The 27,000-nt window shown below is 58.0% G+C and carries 26 protein-coding genes; 6 read left to right on the forward strand and 20 right to left on the reverse strand.

Features of this window, described 5'->3' with window-relative positions; all coding sequences use genetic code 11:
- The first annotated feature begins 161 nt into the window (after window positions 1–161).
- On the forward strand, window positions 162–794 hold the full coding sequence (locus MUY35_RS12055; RefSeq protein ID WP_248368692.1) for a tyrosine-type recombinase/integrase: 633 nt from the start codon (window positions 162–164) through the stop codon (window positions 792–794).
- Between the two features lie 162 nt (window positions 795–956).
- Here MUY35_RS12055 and MUY35_RS12060 read toward each other — a convergent pair whose 3' ends face one another.
- The 3 genes from MUY35_RS12060 to MUY35_RS12070 all read right to left on the reverse strand — a co-directional run bounded on the left by MUY35_RS12060 (window position 957) and on the right by MUY35_RS12070 (window position 3,291).
- Complete coding sequence (locus MUY35_RS12060; RefSeq protein WP_248368694.1) at window positions 957–1,436, reverse strand: enoyl-CoA hydratase; 480 nt, start codon at window positions 1,434–1,436, stop codon at window positions 957–959.
- 76 nt (window positions 1,437–1,512) lie between these two features.
- Entirely contained in the window at window positions 1,513–2,799 is a 1,287-nt protein-coding gene (locus MUY35_RS12065; protein ID WP_248368696.1) for a ferric reductase-like transmembrane domain-containing protein, read from the reverse strand.
- Window positions 2,800–3,291 carry a signal transduction protein gene (locus MUY35_RS12070; RefSeq protein WP_248368699.1) on the reverse strand — a complete coding sequence of 164 codons (492 nt, stop codon included), beginning with the start codon at window positions 3,289–3,291 and terminating at the stop codon, window positions 2,800–2,802. It lies immediately after the preceding gene.
- A gap of 161 nt (window positions 3,292–3,452) precedes the next feature.
- On the opposite strand from MUY35_RS12070, the gene MUY35_RS12075 reads away from it, so the two are divergent.
- A complete protein-coding gene (locus tag MUY35_RS12075) occupies window positions 3,453–3,893 on the forward strand; it encodes a MarR family winged helix-turn-helix transcriptional regulator (RefSeq protein ID WP_248368702.1) in 441 nt (146 codons plus the stop codon).
- 354 nt (window positions 3,894–4,247) lie between these two features.
- Here MUY35_RS12075 and MUY35_RS12080 read toward each other — a convergent pair whose 3' ends face one another.
- From MUY35_RS12080 to MUY35_RS12105, 6 genes are all read right to left on the reverse strand, one after another.
- A complete protein-coding gene (locus MUY35_RS12080) occupies window positions 4,248–4,856 on the reverse strand; it encodes a ferric reductase-like transmembrane domain-containing protein (RefSeq protein ID WP_248368709.1) in 609 nt (202 codons plus the stop codon).
- A 20-nt stretch (window positions 4,857–4,876) separates the two neighbouring features.
- Window positions 4,877–5,365: a twin-arginine translocation pathway signal gene (locus MUY35_RS12085; protein WP_248368711.1), complete on the reverse strand. Its 489-nt coding sequence runs from the start codon at window positions 5,363–5,365 to the stop codon at window positions 4,877–4,879.
- Window positions 5,366–5,479: 114 nt separating this feature from the next.
- Complete coding sequence (locus MUY35_RS12090; RefSeq protein ID WP_248368713.1) at window positions 5,480–6,301, reverse strand: hypothetical protein; 822 nt, start codon at window positions 6,299–6,301, stop codon at window positions 5,480–5,482.
- A 420-nt stretch (window positions 6,302–6,721) separates the two neighbouring features.
- Entirely contained in the window at window positions 6,722–7,165 is a 444-nt protein-coding gene (locus tag MUY35_RS12095) for a GAF domain-containing protein (RefSeq protein WP_248368716.1), read from the reverse strand.
- Window positions 7,162–8,754, reverse strand: a complete 1,593-nt coding sequence (locus MUY35_RS12100) for an ABC transporter substrate-binding protein (RefSeq protein WP_248368718.1) — start codon at window positions 8,752–8,754, stop codon at window positions 7,162–7,164. The genes MUY35_RS12095 and MUY35_RS12100 overlap by 4 nt, the downstream gene beginning before the upstream one ends.
- Before the next feature lie 675 nt (window positions 8,755–9,429).
- Window positions 9,430–10,452: an aspartate-semialdehyde dehydrogenase gene (locus MUY35_RS12105; RefSeq protein WP_248368720.1), complete on the reverse strand. Its 1,023-nt coding sequence runs from the start codon at window positions 10,450–10,452 to the stop codon at window positions 9,430–9,432.
- A gap of 403 nt (window positions 10,453–10,855) precedes the next feature.
- Here MUY35_RS12105 and MUY35_RS12110 point away from each other — a divergent pair, with 403 nt between their 5' ends.
- Window positions 10,856–12,175: a DEAD/DEAH box helicase gene (locus tag MUY35_RS12110; RefSeq protein ID WP_248368731.1), complete on the forward strand. Its 1,320-nt coding sequence runs from the start codon at window positions 10,856–10,858 to the stop codon at window positions 12,173–12,175.
- On the opposite strand, the gene MUY35_RS12115 is transcribed toward MUY35_RS12110, so the two are convergent.
- Window positions 12,172–13,359, reverse strand: coding sequence for an MFS transporter (locus MUY35_RS12115; protein ID WP_248368733.1), 1,188 nt, complete (start codon window positions 13,357–13,359; stop codon window positions 12,172–12,174). The two genes, MUY35_RS12110 and MUY35_RS12115, sit on opposite strands and share 4 nt — an antisense overlap.
- Window positions 13,360–13,442: 83 nt before the next feature.
- Window positions 13,443–14,477 (reverse strand): uroporphyrinogen decarboxylase, encoded by a 1,035-nt coding sequence (gene hemE / locus MUY35_RS12120; protein ID WP_248368735.1) that lies wholly within the window; start codon window positions 14,475–14,477, stop codon window positions 13,443–13,445.
- A gap of 118 nt (window positions 14,478–14,595) precedes the next feature.
- On the opposite strand from hemE, the gene hemC reads away from it, so the two are divergent.
- The gene (hemC, locus tag MUY35_RS12125; protein WP_248368745.1) at window positions 14,596–15,552 is read left to right on the forward strand and encodes a hydroxymethylbilane synthase; all 957 of its coding nucleotides are present in this window, start codon (window positions 14,596–14,598) and stop codon (window positions 15,550–15,552) included.
- 43 nt (window positions 15,553–15,595) lie between these two features.
- Here hemC and MUY35_RS12130 read toward each other — a convergent pair whose 3' ends face one another.
- The 6 genes from MUY35_RS12130 to clpS form a co-directional block, all read right to left on the reverse strand.
- On the reverse strand, window positions 15,596–16,771 hold the full coding sequence (locus tag MUY35_RS12130; RefSeq protein WP_248368747.1) for an acetyl-CoA C-acyltransferase family protein: 1,176 nt from the start codon (window positions 16,769–16,771) through the stop codon (window positions 15,596–15,598).
- Between the two features lie 95 nt (window positions 16,772–16,866).
- On the reverse strand, window positions 16,867–17,322 hold the full coding sequence (locus tag MUY35_RS12135; RefSeq protein ID WP_248368758.1) for a MarR family transcriptional regulator: 456 nt from the start codon (window positions 17,320–17,322) through the stop codon (window positions 16,867–16,869).
- Between the two features lie 119 nt (window positions 17,323–17,441).
- A complete protein-coding gene (gene hemF / locus MUY35_RS12140; protein ID WP_248368761.1) occupies window positions 17,442–18,332 on the reverse strand; it encodes an oxygen-dependent coproporphyrinogen oxidase in 891 nt (296 codons plus the stop codon).
- A gap of 70 nt (window positions 18,333–18,402) precedes the next feature.
- Window positions 18,403–19,230, reverse strand: a complete 828-nt coding sequence (locus MUY35_RS12145; protein ID WP_248368764.1) for an SDR family oxidoreductase — start codon at window positions 19,228–19,230, stop codon at window positions 18,403–18,405.
- Window positions 19,231–19,265: 35 nt separating this feature from the next.
- Entirely contained in the window at window positions 19,266–20,255 is a 990-nt protein-coding gene (locus MUY35_RS12150) for a class I SAM-dependent methyltransferase (protein ID WP_248368768.1), read from the reverse strand.
- Window positions 20,256–20,275: 20 nt separating this feature from the next.
- On the reverse strand, window positions 20,276–20,617 hold the full coding sequence (gene clpS, locus MUY35_RS12155; protein WP_248368771.1) for an ATP-dependent Clp protease adapter ClpS: 342 nt from the start codon (window positions 20,615–20,617) through the stop codon (window positions 20,276–20,278).
- A 112-nt stretch (window positions 20,618–20,729) separates the two neighbouring features.
- Here clpS and MUY35_RS12160 point away from each other — a divergent pair, with 112 nt between their 5' ends.
- Together MUY35_RS12160 and MUY35_RS12165 are read left to right on the forward strand one after the other, a co-directional pair.
- A complete protein-coding gene (locus MUY35_RS12160; RefSeq protein ID WP_248369037.1) occupies window positions 20,730–21,434 on the forward strand; it encodes an HAD family hydrolase in 705 nt (234 codons plus the stop codon).
- Between the two features lie 230 nt (window positions 21,435–21,664).
- Complete coding sequence (locus MUY35_RS12165; RefSeq protein ID WP_348984514.1) at window positions 21,665–23,155, forward strand: D-alanyl-D-alanine carboxypeptidase family protein; 1,491 nt, start codon at window positions 21,665–21,667, stop codon at window positions 23,153–23,155.
- A 14-nt stretch (window positions 23,156–23,169) separates the two neighbouring features.
- Here MUY35_RS12165 and MUY35_RS12170 read toward each other — a convergent pair whose 3' ends face one another.
- The 3 genes from MUY35_RS12170 to MUY35_RS12180 are packed head-to-tail and all read right to left on the reverse strand — an operon-like array spanning window position 23,170 to window position 26,980.
- A complete protein-coding gene (locus MUY35_RS12170; RefSeq protein ID WP_248368775.1) occupies window positions 23,170–24,777 on the reverse strand; it encodes an ABC transporter ATP-binding protein in 1,608 nt (535 codons plus the stop codon).
- Window positions 24,774–25,895 carry an ABC transporter permease gene (locus MUY35_RS12175; protein ID WP_248368790.1) on the reverse strand — a complete coding sequence of 374 codons (1,122 nt, stop codon included), beginning with the start codon at window positions 25,893–25,895 and terminating at the stop codon, window positions 24,774–24,776. Before MUY35_RS12175 ends, MUY35_RS12170 begins: the two co-directional genes overlap by 4 nt.
- A gap of 2 nt (window positions 25,896–25,897) precedes the next feature.
- The gene (locus MUY35_RS12180; RefSeq protein ID WP_248368793.1) at window positions 25,898–26,980 is read right to left on the reverse strand and encodes a microcin C ABC transporter permease YejB; all 1,083 of its coding nucleotides are present in this window, start codon (window positions 26,978–26,980) and stop codon (window positions 25,898–25,900) included.
- Window positions 26,981–27,000 lie beyond the last annotated feature (20 nt).

The following is a 27,000-nucleotide window of genomic DNA, read 5'->3' on the forward strand; positions in this document are numbered from 1 at the left end:
AGCGATCATCCTTTGGCATAGCGGACCTTTGCAAAGACGCAGAAAATTGGAAGTCCCGGACTCAGAGCCGACTTCGGATGCGGCACACCATTTCCTGATATGATGAAATGTCAACGTCGGGTTGTCGTTGTGGGAGGGCATGGCGGGTCGGAGGACCGGTCATGGAAACACCAAACTTACCTGCCATTCGCGCTCTTCGTCCTGCCTGGAACAAGGGCCGCATCGTCGGTCAGAAACCCCCGCTGCAGCCCAAACACGTTTGGGCAATCAGGGTTCGACTTGAACTGGCCGAAAACCATCGCGACCTCGTGTTGTTCAACATGGCAATCGACAGCAAGCTTCGCGGGTGCGATCTCGTGAGAATGAAAGTTGTCGATGTTATGGCGTCGGGCCAGATCAGGGATCGTGCATCGGTGTTGCAGAGCAAAACGCAAAAACCAGTACGGTTTGAGATTTCGGAAGGCACACGTGCGTCGGTCGAGAAGTGGATGCAGGACGAACTTATGGTTGGGTCAGAGTATCTTTGGCCAGGTCGTTTTCACGAACGCCTACACATCTCAACTCGCCAGTACGCGCGGATCGTCCGCGACTGGGTAACGTCGATCGGCCTTGAAGCGACAGCCTATGGAACGCACTCGACGCGGCGCACAAAGGTGACACAGATTTACAAGAAGACAGGCAACCTGCGCGCTGTTCAATTGTTGCTGGGTCACACAAAGATGGACAGCACAGTTCGGTATCTCGGCGTCGAACTAGAGGACGCATCGGCCATCGCTGAAGCGATTGAAATCTAACCATTTGGGCCGCCTTCATGGGCGACCCAAAGCGGGCATTCGTCGCCACCCCTGGTTGCTATCGCGCAGCCCTTCGAAGCAGTCGTTCGTGCGCCTTGCAGCATTTTCCTGAAGAATATGGGAGAAACGCGAACAAACGAAATTACAGGCGAACATTCGTTGCTAATCCGCCATGCGTTCGTCGCGCGTAATCTTGGGTCTAAATGCACCCATGACCATTTCCGTGACCAGCGGGATGACGTTTGACATACCCACCAGTTTTTCACGTTCCTCAAGCGCCAGAAACGCCTCGCTCAGCTTGCCGTTGGGGACTGATGCTTCGGCCAGAGTCAGCAACTCCGGCATCATCGGGACGAGGAACACGAAGGCGTTAACCGTCAGAAAGGCCGTGCAGGCCAGTTTGATCCGCATCCACCAGGCGCGCTCGCCATATGCAAGCCAAAGGATCAGATCGGTCACAATCTTCAAGCCCAGCCCTGGAAGGATCAGAATGTACGCGCTTTGCAGTTTGTAGATGTAGACCGTGATGGTCGTCTCGGGGCTGCTATGGGCAAAGAGTGCGCCAATCACGATGTGGGACAGGATGCCGCCCACATACATGATGGTCCCAATTTCGTGCAGGAAGCCGATGAATTTGCGCATGGTGGGTCTCCGGTGGTTTGAAGTTGGCCGGGGGCATGGTCGACGGCGGCGTATCCGCCGACTGACCGCTACAGCATTACCGAAACTCGAAAGCTTCGGTGTGAATGTTTCCGCGACTGACGCCCTCCTTCTTCAGGTCTTTCATTAGGCCGTCGATCATCGGTTTCGGACCGCACATGAAGTATTCGTAGGTGCCCAGCGGGTCGGGCAGGTTTTCCTTCATCTTATCGACCCGGGCAAAGTTACCCTCGTCCGAGAAAAGCGGGATCAGAGTGATGTTTCGCAATTCGCTGGCCCGCGCCTTCAATTCATCGAGGAAGATCGCGTCCTGTTCCTCGCGTGCCGCGTAGACCAGGTGGATTTGCCGATCGTCACCCGGCTGCATCGCGCGCAGTTTCGACAAAAACGGTGTCAGGCCAATGCCGCCGGCCAGCCAGACTTGCTTCCTTCCGATAGCTCCTGCGGCGTCGAAACGACCATAGGGACCACGAACCATGACGTCTCTTCCAGGCTGCAGTTCTTCGCGCACTTTGCGGGTCCAGTCCCCAAGTACCTTCATAGTGAACCGGAGCCGATCTTCGCCGGGCGAACTCGATATTGTGAAGGGATGCGGTTCCGACCAGCCCTTGCCCTGCACTTCCACAAAAGCAAACTGGCCGGGCTTGAAATCGATCATGTCGCCGACCGGCTTTAGAACCACTTCAGTGGCGCGCTCCAAAGCGTTGACCGCCTCAATCGTGAACGGAATAGCCGTGCGCCTGTTCATCCCGAACAGAGAGTAGATAAGAGATGCAGTACCGAGAATTGCTGCCAGCATCAGCAGGATACCTGAAGCGCTGAACCGGTCAAAAAAGATGCCCGGTGCGGTCATGAAATGGCCGATTATCAGCACGTAGACCACAGCCATGACTTTGTGGGTCGGGCGCCAGCGCGAATACCGTATCTTTCGGTTCAACGCCACGAACAGTCCAATAACCAAGAAGATCAACCCCAGCATGCCTAGCGGCGCGGACGGCACTAACGCATTCGCGACCGGATCAACGCTTTCGGGTAGCTCCTTGGGCACACCAAAAAAGTGAACCAATGCGAAGATTGCCGCGAAAGTGCCCGCGACACGGTGCACCTGGTACATGCGATCCAACCCGCCAAAGAGATCTTCAAAAACTTCCATTCGCGCGGACAGAACCACGGAAGACGTCATCAGAAGAAACGCGATCCCTCCCAGCATCGTGGTGCCGGTCGTGCGCGGACCGTGAGCTTCCGGCGGAAATCCCAAATGTAAGATGATGAACAACACTAGCGCTGCTGCGATAGCAAGTGGTCCCTGTTGGCGAAGCATGATCAGGTTCTCCTCGTATTTCAACTATTCTGCTGGGGGTGGATTGATGGCGGCGCGGGCCGCGACGTTAACGGAGAACCCAAGAAGGAACTCTTCTTCGGTCAAGACGGCATCGTTGTTTGCATCGGCACGTCTGAAGTCGGACATCAGCGACTGGCGGTGTTCGGTGCGCGTGATCTCGTTGTCACCGTCACGATCCCAAAAGGCGAATACGACACGCATGGCGGTCTCAAAGGCCTCCGCCCTGCCTGCATCCTCGGCCACTTGTTCCAAGCCGAAGCCCCAAGAAAGGAACTCTCCCAAAGACAGCTTGTTGTTTTGGTCGTTGTCCATCGAGACAAACACATCGCCGCCGAAATTCGAGAACTCGCCTTGGTCTATATATCCGCGTTCGGCCGTATCCACCGACTGGAAGGCTAACTTGGCGAGGTCGCCTCCTTCGCTGGATTGAGCAATGGCGCCGACCGGAGCCGCGAGCGCTCCAATCAGCAGTGAAGTTGTGAAAGTTGTCCGCATGAATGGGTCCCCCTTGTTGAATGTGATCGTGCTAAGCGCGAGTCGCTTGACTTGTATATGCATAACTTGCAATTGCAAATGTTGTAAACACACATATACAAATGCAACACTTGCAGTGCACGAGGCGCGGGGTTATGGCATTGACTAGGAGGCACTACGTCATGACCCAAGTCCCTGAACCAAATGGGATTCGAGAGAGTAGCTTCGGCTTTCTAATCCAGACGCTTGCGCGGCGTATTGATGCTGACATGAAAGAACGCCTGAAAGAACACGGCGTAGACTTGAAGATTTTTGCCAACCTCATGTTCCTATCTGCCAAGGATGGCATAACGCAGCGTGAAATCGGAAACGAGTTGAACTTCCCTGACTACTACACCAGCAGAAACGTCGATGCCTTGATCCAGGAAGGTTTCGCCGAACGACGCCCAGACCCAAAGAGCCGTCGGACAACCCTGATCTTTCTAACCCCGAAGGGTCGTAAGAAGGCTGCCGAGCTGCCGAAGGTCATCTGGGCATCGAATGAGAAGTCATTGGCCAGACTGAGCGCAAACGAACGAAACCAGGTGATGCATTTGCTGAAGAAAGCTGCTGGAATGGGCTGAGGCGCATCGGTTGGTCGCGTCTGTCACCCAGCAGGAAACTGGTGGCCTACTCCGGGAATGCCTAAGTGCCTTGCCGACGACCCTCATTGGGGCGGACAAACACCGAACCGTGCAAAGCCGACATCGGTGCATCACGCAGCATTCGACACATTGGGTTCTGAGCCGACATCGGTTGCGGTGCAGTGAACAACCATCTTGCAGAAGCCATGACCGTAGCTAGCGACCCATAGCGATCATTCATCAAGTGACCCCCGTGGGTCGGCGCGACAGGACAAACCGGACTCAGTTGTTCTTGCAGAAATTTGGGCGTGACCACCCTATGGGGCTAAACCCTGCCACACGCCTTACGTTGGACTAGCGCGACGTTGTTCGATAAGTCCAAATCCGCAGATCAGCGAGCGCCTTCACGGTCGCGGCGAGGACCAGCACGCAAAGCGCTACCTTCGATATCGTCTCCATTGTTCCTTCAATCAACATTGCATGAACCACGCTTCCCGCAACAACCACCGCCGCAAGGGCCGTGTGGTAGCGGCGCCAATGACGCGGTCGCAGGCGCAATCGTCGGCGCAGCACGCCAAGCAGCGCGGCGGCGAAGACGGCCCACATGGCAATCACGCCCCAGGCTGAAAACGGCGTCGGCGACCTGAACAGAAATGCATCAATTACGTCTGGTGGGCTGGTTATCCAAAGTGCCAAAACGTGAACTATGACGCTCACAACCGTTGCGACCCCGACCCAGCGATGCGCGCGCCGCCCACGAAACCCTGACAGGCCGGGTAGGTATCCGGCCACCAACAAAGGCTGAACAAGCAAGAGGGTCATTGCGAATATTCCAGCGAACCCAGCCAGGATGTAGATCGGATCGCGCCATGCAAGAAGTGGGCTCGATGCTGACAAAGCAATCGGTGCGGCGGTGACAATGGTCAGAGCCATCCAAATCAGAACAGCACGAACCAAAATCATTTGCTTTTTGCCCAGTCCGATCAAACCGGCTGGAGGACGAAATGCGCCTCAAGTTCGGTATTCTTGGCGCTCGACATCACGGGACGCAGAAAAACAGTTTCGAAGTCATCGCTGTCATAGGCAAGGTGGCCGTGCGGTTGGCCGAAGGCCGGCACAATTTGCGGCATCTCAAGGCGGAATTTCCCGTTTGCGTCTGTAAGGGTGGCGCCATGACTGTGAGGGTCGCGTTCATGCCCTTCGGTCGTATGCGCCCAGATTTGAATGCGTTGGCCTGAAAGCGCGGTACCATCACCTGCGCGGCGCACAGTGCCCGTCATCCAAAACCCGCCACCGCCGATCCGATCCACGATAGGCGCGCCGGGTATATAGTTGTTCGACCCACCCCGCATCGAGCGTGTTGGCGCAAGGCTTTGAGCACGCGCGGGGACAATGAGGCCGGACGCTCCGGATACCGCCAAGGCACCGCCTGCGACAATCAACTTGCGACGCGTGATCAGCGAATGTGTCATTTTTAATGCCTCTTTTTGAGCGTTTGAGCGCACTGTAGATTAGCGAACCTGCGCGTTAGTGCTCCAGCATCACACCACCGCTTTTTCCCATTCGAACGGGCGGTTCAGGCAACGTTATTCTGCTTGGCCAGAGGTCTTTAGATAGCGCGCCATACCCTCGATATTCTCGCCACGCCATGCATCGTATTGCCCCCAATCTTTGTAGGCATCCATAGTGACCTCGGATTTCAGTTGCTCCACTGACTTTCCGGCTTTCAGTCCATCAAGCACCGCAGCTTGCAGATCGACCATATAGGTATGTGCGTCATCAAGATCGGATTTGTTGCCTATGGCGCCGTGACCGGGCGCAAAGACTTCAAAATCCAGCGCCTGCGCAGCTTCGATCTGTTTGAACCACCCGCCAATATCCGAGCCGGCGAAATCACGAAATGGAAGCCGCTTGGGCGCAGCAACGTCGACAATGAACGCTACGTTCTCGGGGCGGACGATCGTGACCAGCATGTGATTGTCATGACCAGCGCCGAGATTAGTAATCTCAATCGTTTTGCCGCCGACCGTCATTGAATGTGCGTCCCCGACACGCAGATCGGGCGTGACACCGTCGATTGCATCCGGAGCATCCTCGTGGGCGATCACCACCGCGCCTTCATGCGCGCCACCGCCCGAACCATGGTCGCCATGACTGTGCGAATAGATCAGATGGCTTACCTTTTCTTGTCCGATTTCACCCAGATTGGCGTTAAGCCACATTCCAGCCTCGGCATTTATCGGATCAATGCGGACAACACCTTCCGAAGTCGCCACCAGAAGCGAGTTGTGGAAGTCATTTCGCATCAAATAGACGTCGCCTGTCACTGGTTCGATGGTGCGTGTCACGTCTTGTGCGAACGCCGGAGCGGCGAAAATGACCAAAAACAATCCTATTAGTAGTCTCATCGAGCCCTCCCAAGCTTAAAGAACGATTGGGATTGAGTATGCGGTCGATCAACATATCCGTCGTGTCACTTTCCTGTGAGCACATCAGACGGCGAATTGTTGCGTAGACAGTCGATTCAGCGGGACCTAGATGCGTTCAACCGATGCTCACAATCACATACCGATCACTACATCAAGATCGGCACACTGCGCCAATTGAGTTTGCATATGTTCAGCTATCAGAACTTTGGTCTTGCCGCGCTCTGGTGCGCATTGAAAGTCTCCAAACGCACATTGTGGTGGCCAGCCAACCGACCAGTGACAGGTGAAACTATCTCCTCCACAAACGACATTTTCTGCATTGCAATGTTTTTGCTATCGAAGGTTCTTCCTGCAACTGCGCCAAGCAAGGCTGCGCCGAGTATAACAGGTTCTGCTGCCTCAGAGTGCGCATTGCTCCATCGCCCAAATTATATCGTCACGATGCTGCTCGACGGTAACGAGGCAGTGATCCACGGTCTGTGGCGAGAAGTAATGCTCTTTGTCGAGAATGTTGACTGTCCCTATGACCTCTTCCAAGCAAATCGGCACATTTAACGCAGCGCCACATCCAAGGCTTTCAATCAAGGCATGGTCCGGGAAATAGATCGCGAACTCCGCAACGGTGTTCGCAACAAAAACCTCACCGCGTTCTACGACCTGTTCTGTCCAGGCCCCTTGCGACATCGATTTGGTCCCGGACACCGGATAAGCGTCGGCGTGAGATGTATAAACCCGCCGCGCAAGACCAGCGGCGCGGTCCAGCACCGTCACGGTGAACAACCGCCCCCCGGTTTGCGTGTGCAAGGCACGATAGATTGCCTCGGGGGACGGTTGATGGGTCATTCCTTTTCGACCAGACGGTAGAAGACGTAGTCAGATGTGGCGCCGTTGACGAACCCTTTGATGTTGTCCCGCATCGCGACCTGTTTGATCGCCTGGAACATGATAACGAACGGCGCTTCGGCCTGGGTCTCTTTCTGGAGCTCCAGATACATGCTGAGCCGCTTGTCCGCGTCCTGCTCGCCCAGGGCTGCCATGGTTTTGGCGTTCATCTCTGCAGGTGGCATCCATGCGTTGCGCCAAGTCGTGGTCGAGGCGTATTTGTCGTCGGAGTTATCCTTGTTGAACGCAAATGCCTTGGCGTTGGAATGCGGGTCCATGAAGTCAGGGCCCCAATACAGCAACATCGCCTCATGGGTTCGTGCGCGGTATTTGGTGATGACCTGCGCGCCTGTGCCTGCAATGATTTCGAGGTTAATCCCGCCTTTGGCGAAAGAGGCCTGCAACGCCTGTGCCATTTCCACGAAGGTGGGGGCCGAAATCACATCCATTGTGACGTTAATCGGCGTCTCTACCCCGGCATCCGCCAGGATCTGTTTGGCTTTTTCGGGGTCGTAGTTGAACGGTGTGTCGGTTAACGCGCCCGGAAAACCATCCGGCCAAAATGCCTGATGCACCTTCATCTGACCCTTGAGCATGCCATTGGCCATGCCTTGATAATCCACCAGATACCGTGCGGCTTCCCATACGGCGGGATCGGTCAGACTGTCAGTTTTCTGATTGAACGACACCCAATGCACGGCGGCTTGCGGGTAGGTCTCTACACGCACACCATCAACCCCCTCAAGGCCGGCGATCTGACCGGGATCAAGGTCCTTGGCCATGTCGATATCGCCCGCTTCAAGCTGCAATCGTTGGGTTGCACCTTCGGGGTTGTGTTGAATGACGATGCGGTCCATCGACGGGCGGCCCTGATAATAATCAGGGTTGGCATCGAGCGAGAGGATATCGGCAGGACGATAGGTGCCCAAGCTGAACGGCCCGGTGCCCGCAGAGTTCTTGTTCAACCACGCATGGCCCATGTCGCCGTCGACCTCGTTGGCCATGACGGTTTGCATGTCCACGACTGATGCCGGGCGTGCGGCGAGCACGTTCAAAACGAAAGATGGCGCAAAGTCGCCCTCGTAACGCACGATGACCGTATTGCCTTCTGCGGTGACCATTTCGGCGATGTTGTCAGCGGTCCAACCCAACTGAGTCAGGATGAAGGATGGTGCCTTATCAAGGGCGACGACACGGGTCCATGATCCGACCACATCCTCGGCTCGCACCGGATTGCCAGAGTGGAATTTAACTCCGTCGCGCAAGGTGAAAGTGACAGTCTTGGCGGTGGCGTCGACGGTCCACTCGGTGGCCAACGCAGGGGCCAACACAGTCGTGTCGGTCGCATCATAGCGCACCAGCGTGTCATACGTGTTGGCAACATATTCGCCTGAGCTGAATTCGTAAGCCGAGGCTGGATCGATCGTGACAATGTCGTCGATGTTTTGGGCCACCACAAGCATGTTGTCTGGCGTTGCGGCTGTCACCGGCGAAAGCGCCAAGGCGCTTGCCAGAAGTCCCGCAATGAACGTTGTCTTTAGGTTAAGCATGTCGTCCCCCTAGTGGTTGGTGCCCTCGAACAGAGGTCTGCAGCAACTGCTGCGAATAAGGAAGTTTGGCCGAGAATTGTACGCTAGACCTCTACTTCTATGATTTCAACAATCTCGCCGTCCTTCGTGACCGCAAGCCTGTCGCATATGCAACCCGCGGCTGAGAGGTGTGCGACACGATCTGACAGGCGAGCCAGTGTTCCTCGCGCAGGTCAGCCATCAGGTTGTGAAGCGCCGTGTGTAATGGATTGTCTGAAGCGGAGGTCGGCGCATCCAACAAAAGAAACTTCGGCTCATGCGCCAGCGCGCGGGACATGGCCATCTGCTGGTGTAGGCCACCAGCATCGCGTGCGCGCAAGCGTGACCGACAGGTACCGCATGTCACTGAAATTAGTTGAAGACTGGAAAGAGCTTTGTCTAGCTCAGGCGGACCCGCTGGAAACAGAGAACCTGTATGACGCGGTTGATCGAAAAAACCTCTCGGCAGTCCTTGTCAGAACTGATGCTCCGGCGGACCATCGACCTTCGAGGTCGTGCGCCGCGGCTCGGATAAAGAGCTAGCGGACATTCACAGCAGATGCAGCATTGGTCAGTTCGGGCTCAGAGTTGCCATTCACCCAAGTAAAAAAGCCCCACCAAAAGGCAGGGCTTTCACAACTAATTCGTTATGAGCATTCAACCCTTCTTCAGAACCTCACGGCCCAGAAGCTCGGCGATCTGAACGGCGTTCAGGGCAGCCCCTTTGCGCAGGTTGTCCGACACACACCACAGGTTCAGGCCGTTTTCCACGGTCACGTCCTGACGGATGCGACTGACGAAGGTGGCATAGTCGCCGACGCATTCCACCGGGGTGACATAGCCACCGTCTTCGCGCTTATCCACGACCAGAATGCCGGGAGATTCACGCAAAATGTCGCGGGCTTCGTCCTCGTCCAGAAACTCCTCGGTCTCGATGTTCACCGATTCCGAGTGGCCGACGAAAACCGGGACGCGCACGCAGGTGGCGGTCACCTTGATCGACGGGTCGACGATCTTCTTCGTCTCGGCGACCATTTTCCATTCTTCTTTCGTGTCGCCGCTGTCCATAAAGACATCAATATGCGGGATCACGTTGAAGGCGATTTGCTTGGGGTAAACCGAAGGCTCGACTTCCTGGCCCGGCACATACATGCCCTTGGTCTGGTTCCACAGCTCGTCAATCGCGTCTTTGCCCGAGCCGGACACCGACTGATAGGTCGACACGACAACGCGCTTGATCTTGGCGCGGTCATGCAACGGCTTCAGCGCCACAACCATCTGCGCGGTTGAGCAATTGGGGTTCGCGATGATGTTCTTCTTGGCATACCCGTGGATCGCCTGTGGGTTCACCTCGGGCACGATCAGCGGAATGTCAGCGTCGTAGCGATAGAGCGACGAGTTGTCGATGACCACACAACCGGCCTTTGCCGCCTTGGGGGCGTATTGCTTGGTGGCCTCGGACCCGACGGCGAACAGGGCTATATCCCAACCAGTGAAATCGAACGTGTCGAGGTCTTTGGTCTTAAGGGTGGTATCGCCAAAGCTGACTTCGGTGCCGAGCGACCGGCGCGACGCAAGCGCGACAATCTCGTCCACAGGAAACTGGCGCTCTGCCAGAATGTTCAGCATCTCGCGGCCTACGTTACCCGTAGCGCCAACGACAGCGATTTTATAGCCCATCACGGCCTCCTATATGTATGTATGGCCCGCCAGCCTAAGCGTAGACTCGGCTGGACCAAGGGCGTCCATAGCGCAATTGCCGCGCTTGCGAAAGGTTCTAGCACGCTCTTGCAGCAATTTATCATTGACTTGCCCGCTTCTAGCTGTGATACGGGCACAATTCTGTCCGGCTGACGCGTGAGCAGCCCGCCCTACTTTTACGGCAGACAGAGATCCAAGGCGCATATCGCGCCTGATACAAGTTCCCAAATCACGCGGGGTTCTGACGGCCAGATCGGCGGGCAGGAAACTGTATAGGGCACTCGGCCCACCGCGAGCATTGGCCGCTAACCGAAGCGATGGGGCATTTGCCCCCAAACCCGCGTGATAGCGGTGTGCCAGCGTGCATGCCAGAAAGACGATAATGACAAAATTTACAGAGCTCGGGCTTGACCCGAAGCTGGTCACAACCGTGACCGAAGCCGGATATGAAACGCCGACACCCATCCAGATCAAAGCAATCCCGCTGGTCCTTGAAGGCCGCGATGTAATGGGTCTGGCCCAGACCGGCACCGGAAAAACGGCAGCCTTCGGCCTGCCTTTGATCCACCAACTTTTGGGCAATCATGACAAGCGCGAACCGAAATCGGTTAAGGCGCTGATCCTTGCCCCCACACGCGAACTGGTGAACCAGATCGCAGTGAACCTGCACGACTATGTAAGCGGCACCCACTTGAAAGTACGCACCGTGGTGGGCGGCATGTCGATCAAAAAGCAAATCAACACTCTGGCGCCGGGCATCGACATTCTGGTCGCCACCCCCGGTCGTTTGATTGACCTGATGGACCGCAAAGCGATCCGTATGGACACGGCGAAGTTCCTTGTCCTCGACGAAGCTGACCAGATGCTTGACATGGGGTTCATTCATGCGCTGCGCCGGATTGCGCCCGAACTGGGCACGCCGCGTCAGACGATGCTGTTTTCGGCCACCATGCCAAAGCAGATGGAAGAACTGTCGCGCGCCTATCTGACCAACCCGGCCAAGGTGCAGGTGTCACCTCCGGGTAAAGCCGCCGATAAGGTGACACAGGGCATTTATTACTCGCCCGGTCGCAATGAAAAGATCACGCTGCTGATTGACCTTTTGGGCCATGACGCGGACTCGCTGTCGCTGGTGTTTTCGCGCACCAAGCACGGGGCCGAAAAGCTGATGAAAACGCTCGTTGCGGAAGGCTTCAAAGCCGTTTCGATTCACGGCAACAAAAGCCAGGGGCAACGTGATCGTGCGCTGGCCGCGTTCCGGTCGGGTGAAGCACGTGTTCTGGTTGCCACCGATGTGGCTGCCCGTGGCATCGACATTCCGGGCGTCAGCCACGTCTACAATTTCGACCTGCCCGAGGTTGCCGAAAACTACGTCCACCGCATTGGCCGGACGGCCCGTGCGGGCGCTGGTGGCGATGCGATTTCCTTCGTGTCAGGTGTCGAACTTGGCCTGCTGCGTGACATCGAAAAGGTGATGAAGATCGACATCCCGATCCTTGGCGGAACGCGTCCGGCAGAAGAAAAACGCCCGACCCGCAATCAGGGTGGCGGCGGCGGTCGTCGCGGTGGTGGCGGCGGGCGCAAACCCCGCGCCCATGGCGGAGGTGATACGCGGTCTGGTCAATCGGCTGGCCGAGGCGCCCCCAAACCCGCCAACAGCTCAAAGCGTCGCCGCCCGCGTCGTGGTGCGAAGTCGGCTTAGTCTGTGCGATCTTCGCTGAGAAGATAGAGCAGACAGCCGATCAGCCCCGGCACAGCAAAAAACAGGAACACGGCCTGATAGGGGGCCGTGACCGCGACGTCGGGCCCTTGTGCCGCACGGAACACACTGGCCGAGCTGTATTGGAAAATCCCGACGCCGCCGATCCCGAACATATTCATCAGCGTCACGCCGCGCCCGACAAGATGCGGCGGATAGAAGCTGCGCCCATGCGCCATGATCAAAGGGAAGCTCGCGCCGAACAGCCCGATGGCCGCCATGGTCAACGACACCTGCCAAACGCCAGCGCCGGGGACGGCCCATAGTAAGAAGACCAATCCGACCGCGATCATGTTGCCAACAAAGATCACCCATTTTCGCGTGCCAAAGATCCGGTCCAACGGGCCATAGGCGAAACTGCCGATGACCATAGCCAAGGCAATCGCCATTGTGGCCCAGCCAATGCCGGTGGTGTCCAGACCATAGACATCACGCAGATAGGGCCCCGCCCAACTGCCCCTTAACCCGGCGGCGGCGGTATAGTTCACGAACATGATAGGGAAAATCGCCCACAGTGCGGGCATTTTCAGCAAGTCCAGAACCGACCCTTTCGGCGTGCCTTCTTTGGCGACCAGTTTCGGTGGGTTGTCGACCGCCAGCATGATCAGGGCGGCCACCACAAGCGTCACCGCCGATAAGGCCCAAAGACAAGCGCGCCAACCAAATTGCTCGACCGCCAGCGCCATCGGCAAAGCACCCGCGATATTGCCCAGTGACCCGATGCCAATCACCATGCCGGCCAAAGTGCCGAAGACCGCAGGGGAATACATGCGCGCAAAGATGAAATAGCTCGCCATCAGAACCGGCGAACAACCGATCCCGATCAGGACCATCGCATAAAGGATGTGATCGGGCGTGGTGGCCACCGCGAAAAGCGCGGCACCTCCGGCACCGCCGAGCGCCAACAGCGCAGCCGCCACTTTGCGCGGCCCGATATTGTCCAAGCCCCAGCCCACCGGAAGCTGCATCAATGCAAACACCAGAAACCAAGCCCCCGAAGCGCGGGCAAGATCCTCAGGCGAGGCACCCAGATCGGCCTTCAGCGCAGGCGTCATCACCGCCAGAAAGGCGCGATAGAACTGGCTCAGCACATAAGCAATAATCAGGGTGGCGATACCAAGCCGCATCGGCTCCTCCTAAAGACAACGCGGCCACAAGATATGGCCGCGTGTCAAAAAGCAAGCAGAGAGGTCTTGCGGCGAAAGGCTGATCAGCCGCCCCGCACCGTGTCGATCATCAACTGCACGTTTTCCGGGTCTGCATCGGGTGTGATCCCATGGCCAAGGTTGAAAATATGGGGGCCGTTTTTGAACGCCTCGACGACTTTCCGGGTCTCGTCAACCAGCGCCTGACCGCCCGTGACCATGTGGCTTGAGGCAAGGTTGCCCTGCACACAGCCATCGACCTGCACATGCTTGGCGGCCCAGTCCGGGCTGACCGAGTTGTCGATCGCCACACAATCCACACCGGTCGCCTTGGCAAAGCCGATATAGCCGTCGCCCGCTTCGCGCGGGAAGCCGATGACGGGAATGCCGGGGTGACGCTTCTTCAGGGCTTGCGTGATCACGCGGGCGGGCTCGACCGCGTATTTCTGGAAATCGGCGCTGTTCAGCGACCCAGCCCAGCTGTCAAACAGCTTGACCACCTCGGCACCGGCGTCGATCTGCATCGACAGGTATTCGATGGTCGCCTCGGTCAATCGGTCCATCAGCGCGTCGAACACCGCAGGATTCTCAGCTTTCAAGGCATGCGCCGGGCCCTGGTCCTTGGTGCCCTGGCCTGCGATCATATAGGTCGCGACCGTCCACGGCATCCCGGCAAAGCCGATCAGCGTGGTCTCGTCGGGCAACTCGCCGCGCAGAATGCGGACCGTTTCGTAGATCGGGTTTAGCGTCTTGTGGATGTCATCTTTGCCCAACAGCTTGTCGAAATCGGCTTGGCTGGTGATCGTGGACAGGCGCGGGCCTTCGCCGGTGACGAACCACAGGTCAGCGCCAAGCGCCTGTGGTACCAAAAGGATGTCGGCGAACAGGATCGCGGCATCAAATCCGTAACGGCGAATGGGTTGTAGCGTGACCTCGGCGGCCAGCTCGGGGTTATAGCACAGCTTGAGGAAATCGCCTGCCTGTGCCCGTGTCGCGCGATATTCGGGCAGATACCGCCCCGCCTGACGCATCATCCAGATCGGTGGCGTGGGAAGTGTTTCGCCCGCCAGTGCGCGCAGAATGGTTTTTTGCTGGGACATGATGGCGGGCCTTTCCTGACTGCGTTTGAGCCGTGGTCCCTCACGCGCGACAGGATGTCAAGCGTGCGGGGTGCCGCAGGCATGGACAGCCCCGATCTTCCGGCGTAAATGGGGTGCCATGACACATGCATATCCGACCCCCGACGCCCCGCTGAAAATCGGCACCCGTGGCAGCCCGCTGGCACTGGCGCAGGCCTATGAAACCCGCCGCCGCCTGATGGCCGCCTTCGACCTGCCGGAAGCCGCGTTTGAGGTGGTGGTCATACAGACCACGGGTGATGACCGCGCGTTGATCGACGCGGACCGCCCGTTGAAAGAGATTGGCAACAAAGGTCTGTTCACCAAGGAAATCGAAGAGGCGATGCTGGATGGCCGCATCGACATCGCCGTGCACTCGATGAAGGACATGCCAACTGAACAGCCCGAGGGGTTGGTTCTGGACTGCAACCTGCCGCGTGAAGACACGCGCGATGCGTTCGTGTCGATCAATTACCGCTCAATCAGTGATCTTCCCAAGGGTGCCGTTGTCGGCACCTCGTCCTTGCGCCGCAAAGCCCAGCTTCTGAACCGTCGCCCCGATCTTGAGGTTGTCGAGTTTCGCGGCAACGTCCAGACCCGCCTGAAAAAGCTCGAGGATGAGGTGGCCGAGGCGACCTTCCTCGCGATGGCTGGCTTGAACCGCTTGGGAATGGACGGCGTGCCAAAAACAGCCATTCCGACTAACGAGATGCTGAACGCCGTCGCCCAAGGCGCCATTGGCATCGAACGGCGCGCCGACGACATGCGCGCCAAAGAGATGCTGGATGCCATCCACGACGCGGAAACCGGGCAACGACTGGCGGCTGAGCGCGCGTTTCTGGGCGCATTGGACGGGTCTTGCGAGACCCCGATTGCCGCCCTTGCCACTCTGGATGGCGACACGTTGACCCTGCGCGGGGAAATCCTGCGCACCGATGGGTCAGAGGCTGAATCGGATCAGATGTCGGGGCCTGTATCAGACGGACCCGCGCTTGGCATCAAGCTGGCCGAAGAGCTTTTGTCGCGGGTTGGCGACGATTTCTTCGACTGGAAGTAACGTTTTTGCCCGGCGCTTACGCCGGGCAAGATTGACCTTCTGATCAGATGCGTTCGATGGCCAGCGCGATGCCCTGACCGCCGCCGATGCACATGGTGATCAGCGCTTTCGATCCACCAATCCGTTCCAATTCATACAGCGCCTTGATCGTGATGATCGCGCCAGTTGCCCCGACCGGGTGTCCCAAGGCGATGGCACCGCCGTTTGGGTTCACTTTGGCTGGGTCCAGACCAAGACCCTTGTTTACGGCGATGGCTTGCGCAGCAAAGGCCTCGTTTGATTCGATCACATCGAAATCCGCGACGCTCAGCCCGGTTTTTGCCAACAGGTTTTCGACCGCTGGCACAGGGCCAATGCCCATCACTTCGGGCCGCACGCCTGCGTGGCCATAGCTGATGATGCGGGCCATGGGCTTCAGACCCGCGCGGTCTGCCGCATCGGCGCGTGCCAGCACCAAAGCCGCCGCCCCGTCGTTGATGCCCGAGGCATTGCCCGCCGTGACGCTCCCATCCTTCTGGAACACGGTGCGCAGACCGGCCAAAGCCTCGGCCGTTGTGGGTTTGGGGTGTTCGTCGCGGGCAAATTCCACCGTTTCGCGGCGCTGTTTGACCTCGATCGGGACGATCTGGGTGTCGAAATGGCCAGCCTCGATGGCCGCAGCAGCGCGTTTCTGGCTTTCCAGCGCGAAGGCGTCTTGATCTGCGCGGCTGACATCATGTTCGGCCGCGACGTTTTCGGCGGTCACACCCATATGCCCGGTGCCAAACGGGCAGTTCAGCGCGCCCAGCATCATATCTTGTGCACCGGTGTCGCCCATTTTCTGGCCCCAACGAGCTTGGGGTAGAATGTAGGGTGCACGGCTCATGCTTTCGGCACCGCCTGCCACACCAAAGTCGCTATCCCCCAGCAGCAGGGATTGTGCGACAGACACCACCGCCTGAAGCCCGGACCCGCATAGACGGTTTACGTTCATCGCGGGGGTGGTGTCGGGAATGCCTGCCTCGATCATGGCGACGCGCGAAAGATACATATCACGTGGCTCGGTGTTGATGACGTGGCCAAAGGCGACGTGGCCGATCTGGCCCGACTCGACGCCCGCGCGCACCATTGCCTCGCGCGTGACACTGGAACCCAGTGCGCTGGGTGGGGTTGCGGCCAGACTGCCGCCAAAGGTGCCAATTGCGGTGCGAGCGCCGCCAAGAATTACGATGTCGGACATGGGAATCCCCTTTTATGGTCTGATGTCGAGGCAGGATCGCACAGCAAAGGTCGCTTTGTCGCCCCTACGCGCCGAAAAAACGGCGGTCGTTAATGTCAGGCTTGATCGTCTTCGGTCAGGTCGTGGTCAAGGGTCGCAATGAGCTCGGACACGCGGGTGCGAAACTTTGCATCATCCGCGCCCAGAAGGGCAGACAGTTGCCTTTCATATTGGTGGGCAATCGGCGTCAGCGCCTGGATCATGTCGCGCCCTTTTGGCGTCAGGCTCAGTTCGACAAGTCGGCGATCATGGGGGTTCACTGTCTTGGTGACATAACCCGCAGCTTCCAGCCGGGACGCAGCGCGGCTGACTTTGGGCTTGTCCATGTCCACCCGTGCATGAATTTCGCGAACACTGACGCTGTCCGCCTGGCTTAGATGGGCCACCACACGCCATTCGGATACCGAGATGCCATAGGCTTTCCGGTAGTGTTTCGAAAAACCTGCGCTGACACGGCTGGACAGCACCGACAGTTGATAGGGAAGGAAGTCATCAAGCTTGAATGAACTCACGCGCGCGCCTTTCGTTTCGTTCCCAACAGGTTGCCCGCAACACACAGGCAAGGCAAGCCACATCCGGCACGTGTATTGCGTGCAATGTTACAGGATAGGGAGGATCGCTGGACCGAGCGTCAGACCCACTTGGCCAAGGGTGGCAGGCTCATCAACACAGCGTTGGCGTCATGGCCAGTGGTCAGGCCAAACTTGGTGCCACGGTCATACACCAGATTATATTCGGCATAGAGCCCCCGGTGGACGAGCTGCTTATCTTTGTCAGCGTCGTTCCAAGGTGTGTCGCAGCGGGTTTCGGTGACGGGCACGAAAGCGGGTAGGAACGCGCGGCCAATGTCTTTGGTGAAGGCAAAGTCAGCCTCCCAATCGCCGGTGTTCAGGTCATCATAGAAGATGCCGCCAACACCGCGCGCGCGACCGCGGTGGGGGATAAAGAAATATTCGTCCGCCCAAGCTTTGAACTTGTCATAATAGGCAATGTCGTGACGCTGGCACGCGGCTTCCAACTGGCTGTGGAAATGGGCGGTATCTTCGTCATATTCGATACAGGGGTTCAGGTCGGCCCCGCCACCGAACCACCACGCATTTGGCGTCCAGAACATCCGAGTGTTCATATGAACGGCGGGCGTGTGCGGGTTTTGCATATGCGCCACAAGGCTGATGCCCGACGCCCAGAACCGAGGATCGTCCGCCATCCCCGGCACGCCGCGCGCGGCCATGGCTTTCTGCGCAGATTTGCCAAGTGTGCCGTATACGGTCGAGATATTGACGCCCACTTTTTCGAAGACGCGGCCATTGCGCATAACGCTCATCATGCCGCCACCTGCGTCACTTCCGTCGTCGGAGTTGCGGGTCGTTTCGCTGACCTCAAACCGTCCAGCGGGCTGGTTGGCAAATGGGCCACTTGTCTGGGTGTCTTCCAGACCTTCGAACGCGGCGACGATCTGGTCGCGAAGGTCACGAAACCATGCGCTTGCGCGGGCTTTCTGGTCTTCCATCTTGTCGGTCAAGTGCCTCTCCTTCAGTCGCGTGGCGGCTCTGTGTTATTGGCTTTTATGTTCGTGAAGTAAGGGGCGGGTATCAGTGCGCCGGGTTGCCGACGGCGTCCAGCAGGCTGCGCCCGCCGTCAACTGTCAGGATGTGTCCGGTCATGAAGCCCGCGCCTGCTGAGGATAGGAATTGCACCGCGTCTGCCACTTCGTTGGCCGAAGCGATGCGGCCAAGGGGGGTGCCTTCCAAAATATCTGCACGAGTTTCACCAGCTTCGCGAATCGAGTCGCGCAAGCTTGCGCTCATCACTGACCCAAAAGCGACGGCATTAACGCGGATGCGGTTTGACGCCAACGCAACGGCCAGCGACCGCGTCATTTGATCCAGCGCCGCGCTGGCAATTGAAAAGGCCATCAATCCCGGTTGCGTGCGATAGGCAGCGATAGATGACAGGTTTACAATCGCCCCCAGCGGCGCGGTCTGTTCATCCTCCCCTAAATCTTCCCCTTGCTGGATCATACGTTTCGCCACCAATTGGCTCAGGCGCAGGCTGGTCATCAGGTTCTGGTCCAGCAGCATTTGCACCGCTGTGTTGTCGGCATCAAGCGGGTCGGCCAACATCACCTGACGCGAGGCGTTCACCAAAATGTCGACGCGCTCAAACGCGTCGATGGTGGCGGACAGAAGGTTCGCAATGGTCAGTTTTTCACGCAGATCGCCTGCGAAAATACGAGTATTTGACGGATCATCCGCATCACTGTCGGGGTTTGGCCCCCATTCGTCCAAAAGGCGCGCTTCATCCATGTCAGCGCAAACCACGTTCGCCCCGTGATCCGCAAAATGGCGGGCAATGGACAGGCCGATACCATTGGCTGCGCCCGTGATGATGGCGGTTTTGCCAGTGATGGAAAAGGACATATGTGCCTCCTGATTCCCGGTGAGCCTAGCTGATCCTAGCGCCGTGTGCGACGTGGCTTTGTGCCGCTTAGCAGTTTGAACCCCGGCGTGCCGCCCAATTCTTCGACCTCGCGAAACAACTCGCCCAGCGTGTCCTCGTAAGGCAGATGCCGGTTGGCGACCATCACAAACCGACCTGACGGGCTCAGCATCGCGGCTGCGGACCGAATGAAGGCGCGACCGAGATTCGGATCGCCGGCGCGGCCTGTGTGAAACGGCGGGTTTGAAATGACGACGTCATAGGGGGCTGGCGGGCGAAAGCGGGTCGCATCGTCCCAGATAAAATTGGCGCGCGGGTCGGTGATGTTGATCTTTGCACACTCAAGCGCCACCAGATCAGCCTCAATCAAATCGAGCGAGGTGACGCCAGAGCGTTCCAGAATATGCCGCGAAAGATACCCCCAGCCCGCGCCCAGATCGGCTACGCGGCCCTTGATTTCAGCCGGCATGGCTGCGGCAAGAACCGCCGACCCCTTGTCGACCCTGTCTGCCGAAAACACACCGGGCCGTGTGGTGAAACCGCCTTCTAGCTGCGTGTCCACAGCCGCCCAATCCGCGACGTCCGCGTTTTTAAACCAGATCAGCTTGCCATGCGCTTTGGAAAGCGTACCAAGCAGATCGGCCCTCTTTTTCAAGGCTTTCAGCAGGCTGTCAATCCCATCGGTCTTTTGCCCATCCAGCAAAACCAACCCGCCATTCGTGGCCTTTGTGGCGGCCTGCACCCAAGAGTGCGCCAATGTTTTCGACCGGGGTGCACAAACCAAAGCTGCCGCAAATTCACTGTCTGGCAGTGTGGAAACGGTATCGAAACCGCGCGACGTCCAATGATCATGATCAGGAAAAAAGCGGCTGTAGATCGTCACTTGGTCTTTTGGCAACGCCGACAGGTCCTGTTCGGCGGTTGGCCCGACAACCAGGATGCGACCGTCTTCCGGCAGTGACACCGCGCCGTCGCGCAGTGCTAGGGATAATCTTGTGTGAAGCATGTTGATCACCGCTGACGCGGCTACTCCTTTTCCATCGTGCATTGCAGCGGATGCTGATGCTCGCGCGCCATATGCATGACTTGGGTCACTTTTGTCTCGGCGACCTCGTGGGAAAAGACACCGGCCACGGCCAGCCCTTTTTTATGCACTGTCAGCATAAGCTCAAACGCCTGCGCGTGGTTCATGCCAAAGAACCGTTCCAGCACCATTACAACGAATTCCATTGGTGTGAAATCGTCGTTCAAAATCAAAACCTTATACATCGGCGGGCGCTTGGTCTTCGGTTTCGTGACCACAGCAAGGCCAGCATCGCCGTCATCGGCGTCGTCGCCTTGTGACAAGATGAAGGGCAGTCTGGCCATGTGGGCTTCACTCCGAAGGTTGTAAAAGGGCATGTTTGGACCACAGAATATATAGTCGTCATCCCCAAAGAAAAGAGGCAGCGTGCAGGGTCTTATGAAAGGCACATACAAAATGGCCGCGCAAGTCACAACAATTGGTTTCGATGCGGACGATACCTTGTGGCAAAACGAGCAGTTCTTTCAAATCACCCAGACACGTTTCGCCGAGCTTCTGGCCGATTTTGCGGACCCCGATCACCTATCTGAAAGGCTGTTGCAGGCCGAGATGCGCAACCTTGGCCACTACGGCTTCGGTGTGAAGGGCTTTACCCTGTCCATGATTGAAACCGCGATCGAGGTGACGGATGGCAAAGTCCCCGGTCACGTCATTCAGGCGTTGATTGATGCGGGGCAGGAAATGCTATCACACCCGATTGAACTGCTGCCCCATGCCGGGGATGTGGTGGGTGAACTGGCGAAAACCCATAACATCCTTCTGATCACCAAGGGCGACCTGCTGGATCAGGAACGCAAGTTGGCGCAGTCGGGTCTTGGCGACTATTTCGATGGGGTTCAGATCGTGTCTGACAAGTCGCCCGCTGTTTACAAGCGGGCATTTTTGCCCTTTGGCGGCGTGCAGAAGGCGGTAATGGTTGGCAATTCGCTGAAGTCCGACGTGATCCCGGCGCTTGAGGCCGGTGCTTGGGCCGTGCATGTCCCGCATGACCTGACATGGAGCTATGAGCAGGCGATGGCTCCGATTGCGCATGAAAAATTTCGTACCTTGCGCGATCTATCGCGACTGCCAGCAATTTTGAACGAACTGCCCCAGATATAGGTTCCGGCGCAGGCCGCGCCACTACATCTGCCGTCCGTGTCCTGTGCGCCACGAAATAGGCCATTGAAAATAAGGTGTTTTCTCAAACGTAATCTTCGTGTTACGCTGAAAAAAACAAATCAGCCGGACATAAGATCCAGGCGATTGAGGCAGAAAAGGTGGACGACGTGCAAAAACGTCCGTGGCAGTGGGTCCGTATTGGGCTGTTCCTTGCAGTAATTGGCTGTGTTGTGCAGATTGCGCCATCGCGTGCGCAAGCGGCACCCTACGCAGCGATGGTGATAGATGCGCGCACCGGCGAGGTGCTTCATTCGCGCAATGCGGATACGCGGCTGCATCCAGCCTCTTTAACCAAAATGATGACGCTGTATATCGCATTTCAAGCGATCAAGCGCGGCGAGATTTCACCCGATACGGTTGTGACGATCACCAGCAAAGCGGCGTCCGAACCGCCCTCGAAACTAGGGTTGCGAGCGGGGCAGAAAATCAAGTTCCGCTATTTGATCCGTGCGGCAAGTGTCAAATCCGCCAATGATGCGGCGACTGCGATCGGCATTGCGATTTCCGGGTCCGAAGCGGCTTTTGCCCGTCGGATGAACCGGACTGCAAAGGCGCTGGGTATGTCGCGCACACATTTCAAAAACGCCCACGGGCTGACCGAAAAGGGCCACCTGTCGACCGCGCGCGATATGACCGCGCTGGGCCGCCACCTGTTTTTTGATCACCCCGGTTACTACAACCTGTTTTCGCGCATCACGACGGATGCGGGGATGAAGCCCGTGTCAAACACCAACCGGCGGTTTCTGAGAAATTATAAGGGCGCAGATGGCATTAAAACCGGCTACACGCGCGCCGCTGGCTTCAATCTGGTGGCGTCCGCGGAACGCGGTTCTAAGCGAATTATCACAACGGTTTTTGGTGGCCAATCGACCGCATCGCGCAATGCAAAAGTTGCCGAACTGATGGATCTTGGCTTCCGCCGCGCGCCCAACCGCGCTTCGGTGCGCAAACCGGCGCTGCCTGCCTATACAGCCGAGGCGCGTGAAACACCGCAACCCGGCGCGTTTGGCAAGACCATTCGTTTGATCACAGCCGTCAAACTGAGCCCGCGCCCCAGCCCACGCCCGATCAAACAAGATCCAGCCGCACAAGCCCAGCTTGCTGCCCTGACCGAAAGCATCAAAGACGCCGTCGCGACGGCAATTGCTGAGCCTTTGGAGGAGCCGGAGGTCGTGGCAGATGCCTTGCCGCAAGTGCAGGCGCAAGAGCCGACAACAACAACGCCCGTGGCCGAGATTGTTACGGCCTCAGTTGAGGCTCCGGCTCCCACCCCCACCGCGCAACCATTCGTCGGCAAGCCTGCTGCGCCAGTGACGGCGGCCGCCCCGCCAGCCCGTCCCGCCGCAATCATTCTGACGTCACTTGCGTCACAAGCCCCCTCGACCGCCGAACCTGAAGTGGTGACGCGTATGTCGACCTCAGGTGGGCGTCATTGGGCGATTAATGTGGGTGTGCTTGGGTCACGCTATCAGGCCGAACGCACCCTTCTGAAAACCGCATTGAAAGAGATCGACACGCTGGACGAGGCCCTTCGCAAAGTTGTTCGCCGCTCGGACGGGTGGCATGCGAATTTCGTGGGGATGTCACAGACTCAAGCCGATCTGGCTTGCCGTCGACTGACCGCACGCAACACACGTTGCAACGTGCTAGGTCCGTCCTGAACGGTGCTCACGCCTTACTCTGACGCGCCCTTCGTTGCGACAATGTCGAATGCCGCCGCCATCAAGGCGCGGGTGTAATCCGTCTGCGGGGCGTCAAAAATCTGATCTGCCGGACCGCTTTCCACAACATCGCCCGCGCGCATAACCAACACGTGATGAGATAGCGCGCGCACCACGCGCAGGTCATGTGAGATGAACAGATAGGCCAGCCCGTGCTTCTTCTGAAGGCCGCGCAATAGCTCGACAATCTGCACCTGCACGGTCATATCCAGCGCCGAGGTTGGTTCATCCAGAACGACCAGTTTTGGGCGCAGGATCATCGCCCGTGCGATGGCGATACGTTGGCGTTGTCCGCCGGAAAACTCGTGCGGATAGCGATCCATTGTGGCGGGGTCGAGCCCGACCTCCAACATGATTTCCGTCACCATTTCGCGCCGATCCCGACCGGGTTCTAATCCGTGCACGGAGAGGCCTTCGGCGATAATCTCTTCCGCCGTCATGCGCGGCGACAATGACCCATAGGGGTCTTGGAACACGATCTGCATGTCGCGCCGAAGCGGTTGCAGTTGGCGCGACTTGCGCCCCTGAATATCCTCGCCCAGAAACACCACCGGGCCATCCGAGCTAATCAACCGCATCACGGCCAGTGCCAGCGTCGTCTTGCCCGACCCGCTTTCACCGACAATCCCAACGGTTTCACCCGCGCGGACCGAGAAGCTGGCGGCGTTCACGGCCTTCACATGCCCGACCGTGCGCCGCAGAAAGCCGCGCTGGATCGGGAACCAGATGCGCAGGTCTTTGGTCGCGGCAATTTCCGGTGCGTCTGCGGGCACCGGGTCGGGGCGGCCATGCGCCTCGGCATTGATCAGGGTGCGGGTGTAGTCGTGTTTGGGGTTGGCAAACAGCGCGGCGGTTGGGCCTTCTTCAACGATGATGCCATCTTTCATCACGCAGACGCGATCCGCAATTTTACGCACGATGCCAAGGTCATGGGTGATGAACAGCAAGCCCATCCCTTCGCTGTCTTTCAATTCGGCCAGAAGGTCGAGGATCTGCGCCTGAATGGTTACGTCCAGTGCCGTGGTTGGTTCATCCGCGATCAGAAGTTCGGGCCCGTTTGCCAGCGCCATGGCGATCATCACTCGCTGCCGTTGCCCGCCGGACAATTGGTGCGGATAATGCGCAAGCCGCGTTTCGGCGTCGCGGATACCGACCTTGTTCAGAAGCTCAAGGATGCGCGCGCGGACCGCGTCCCCGGTCAGACCTTGGTGCAGCTCAATCGACTCGGCCAGTTGCTTTTCGATCGTGTGCAGCGGATTCAGCGATGTCATCGGTTCCTGAAAGATGAAGCTGATGTCATTGCCGCGCACGTCGCGCAAGTCGGATGGCGATGCGCCAATCATCTCGCGCCCATCATAGGTGATCGACCCGCTGACTTGTGCGCTATCCGGCAGAAGCGATACGGTGGATAACGCAGTGACGGATTTGCCCGATCCGCTTTCGCCCACAATGGCGACCGTTTCGCCTTTGCCAACCTCGAAGCTGACACCCTGCACGGCGGGGTGAAGCTGGCCGTCCTGACGGAATGAGACATGCAGGTCTTTGACGTTCAGAACGCTCATTGGAAGGTCTTTCGCGGGTCAAATGCGTCGCGCACGCCCTCAAAAATGAAGACAAGCAAGGACAGCAGGATCGAAAAGGTCAAGAAGGCGGTGAACCCCAGCCACGGCGCCTGCAGGTTGGCTTTGGCTTGGCGTGTCAGCTCGCCCAGCGATGGGGAGGAGGACGGTAGGCCGAAGCCCAGGAAGTCCAGCGTTGCAAGGGTCGAGATTGTGCCGGTGATGATAAACGGCAGCATGGTCAGCGTGGCGACCATCGCGTTGGGCAGCACATGGCGCACCATGATCACCCGGTTCGATACCCCCAAAGCACGCGCCGCGCGGACATATTCGAAATTGCGCGCGCGCAGGAATTCGGCGCGGACGACGCCCACCAGCGCGGGCCAGCCGAACAGCACGGTGACAAACACCAAAAGCCAGAAACTTCGTCCTAAAATCGCGAACAGAATGATGATGACGTAAAGCGATGGCGTTGAGCTCCAGATTTCCAAGATGCGTTGGAACACAAGATCCACCCAGCCGCCGAAATAGCCTTGGATGGCCCCGGCGGCGATGCCGACGACGGACGTTAGCACGGTCACGATGATGGTGAAAAAGACCGACAACCGGAAGCCATAGATGACACGCGCGGATACATCGCGCGACGTGTCATCCGTGCCCAATATGTTCTGGCTGGTAGGGGGCGATGGCACTGCGCCGCCTGTGTCGACAATGGTGGTGAAGCTGTAAGGGATCGGCGGCCAAAGCAGCCAGCCTTTCTCGATCTCGGCCCCGTCCACCATGCCGGTTTCGGACTGCGCGATGACATCTTCCGGGTCGTCCCAGCAGGCATCAAGCCCGCCGGATTTGATCAGGCACCGGACTTCGATATCGCCATAATTCGCCTCGGTCCTGAAATCTCCGCCAAAGGTGGTTTCGGGATAAAACTTGAAGATCGGAGCGTAGAGTTCACCCTGATAGCTAACCACGATGGGTTTGTCGTTGGCGATGAATTCAGCCAGCAGTGATAGGCCAAACAGGATGCAAAACAGGATCAGCGACCAGAAGGCACGATTGTTTCTGCGAAAATTGCGCCAACGGCGTTGGTTCAGGGGGGACAGTTGGAATGCGGATTGGGCCATGATCAGACCTCGCGCCCTTCAAAGTCGATGCGGGGATCGACAAACACATACATAAGGTCAGACAGGATGCCGACGAGCAGACCGATCAGGCCGAAGACGAACAGCGTGCCGAAGATAACGGGATAGTCGCGCTGCAACGCGGCCTCGAACCCAAGCCGCCCTAGCCCGTCAAGCGAGAATAGCGTTTCGATGATCACAGAGCCGCCAAAGAAAACGCCAAGAAAAACGGCGGGGAAGCCTGCGATCACGATCAACATCGCATTGCGGAACACGTGGCCATACAGCACCCGACTTTCCGCCAGACCTTTGGCGCGGGCGGTCACCACGTATTGCTTCTTTATCTCGTCCAGAAAGCTGTTCTTGGTCAGCAGAGTCAGTGTCGCAAAACTCGCGATGGTCGAGGCAAAAACCGGCAGGGTGATGTGCCAGAAATAGTCGACGATCTTACCCCAAAGGCTCATCTCGCTCCAATTGTCAGAGGTCAGGCCGCGAAGCGGGAACCATTGCAGGTAAGACCCGCCTGCAAAGACGACCAGCAAAAGGATGGCGAACAGAAAGCCGGGGATCGCATAGGCCACGATGATCACGCCCGACGTCCATGTGTCGAATTTCGACCCATCGCGCACAGCTTTGCGCACGCCCAGCGGGATCGAGATCATATAGGCGATCACGGTGGACCAAAGCCCCAAGGTGATCGACACCGGCAGTTTTTCGGCCACCAATTCGAACACGCCGATAGACCGGAAATAGCTTTCGCCGAAATCCAGACGGACATAGTTCCATAACATCGAAAAGAACCGTTCGACCGGGGGTTTATCGAAGCCGAATTCTTTCTCCAACTCCGCAATGAATTCAGGCGGCAAGCCGCGCGCGCCAAGATAGCGTTCATCCCCGCCACCGCCCGCACCCGCGTCAGCGCCACCACCTGCGATGGTGGCAAACACGTCGCCTTCGCCCTCCATCTGGGCGATGATCTGTTCGATTGGGCCACCGGGGACAAACTGGGTCAGGGTGAAGTTGATCACCATGATCCCCAGCAAAGTCGGGATGATCAAAAGAAGCCTGCGCAGAATATATGCGCCCATTTGGGTCTCGCTCTCTTACT

Source organism: Aliiroseovarius sp. S1339 (genome assembly GCF_023195695.1).
Lineage (GTDB): Bacteria > Pseudomonadota > Alphaproteobacteria > Rhodobacterales > Rhodobacteraceae > Aliiroseovarius.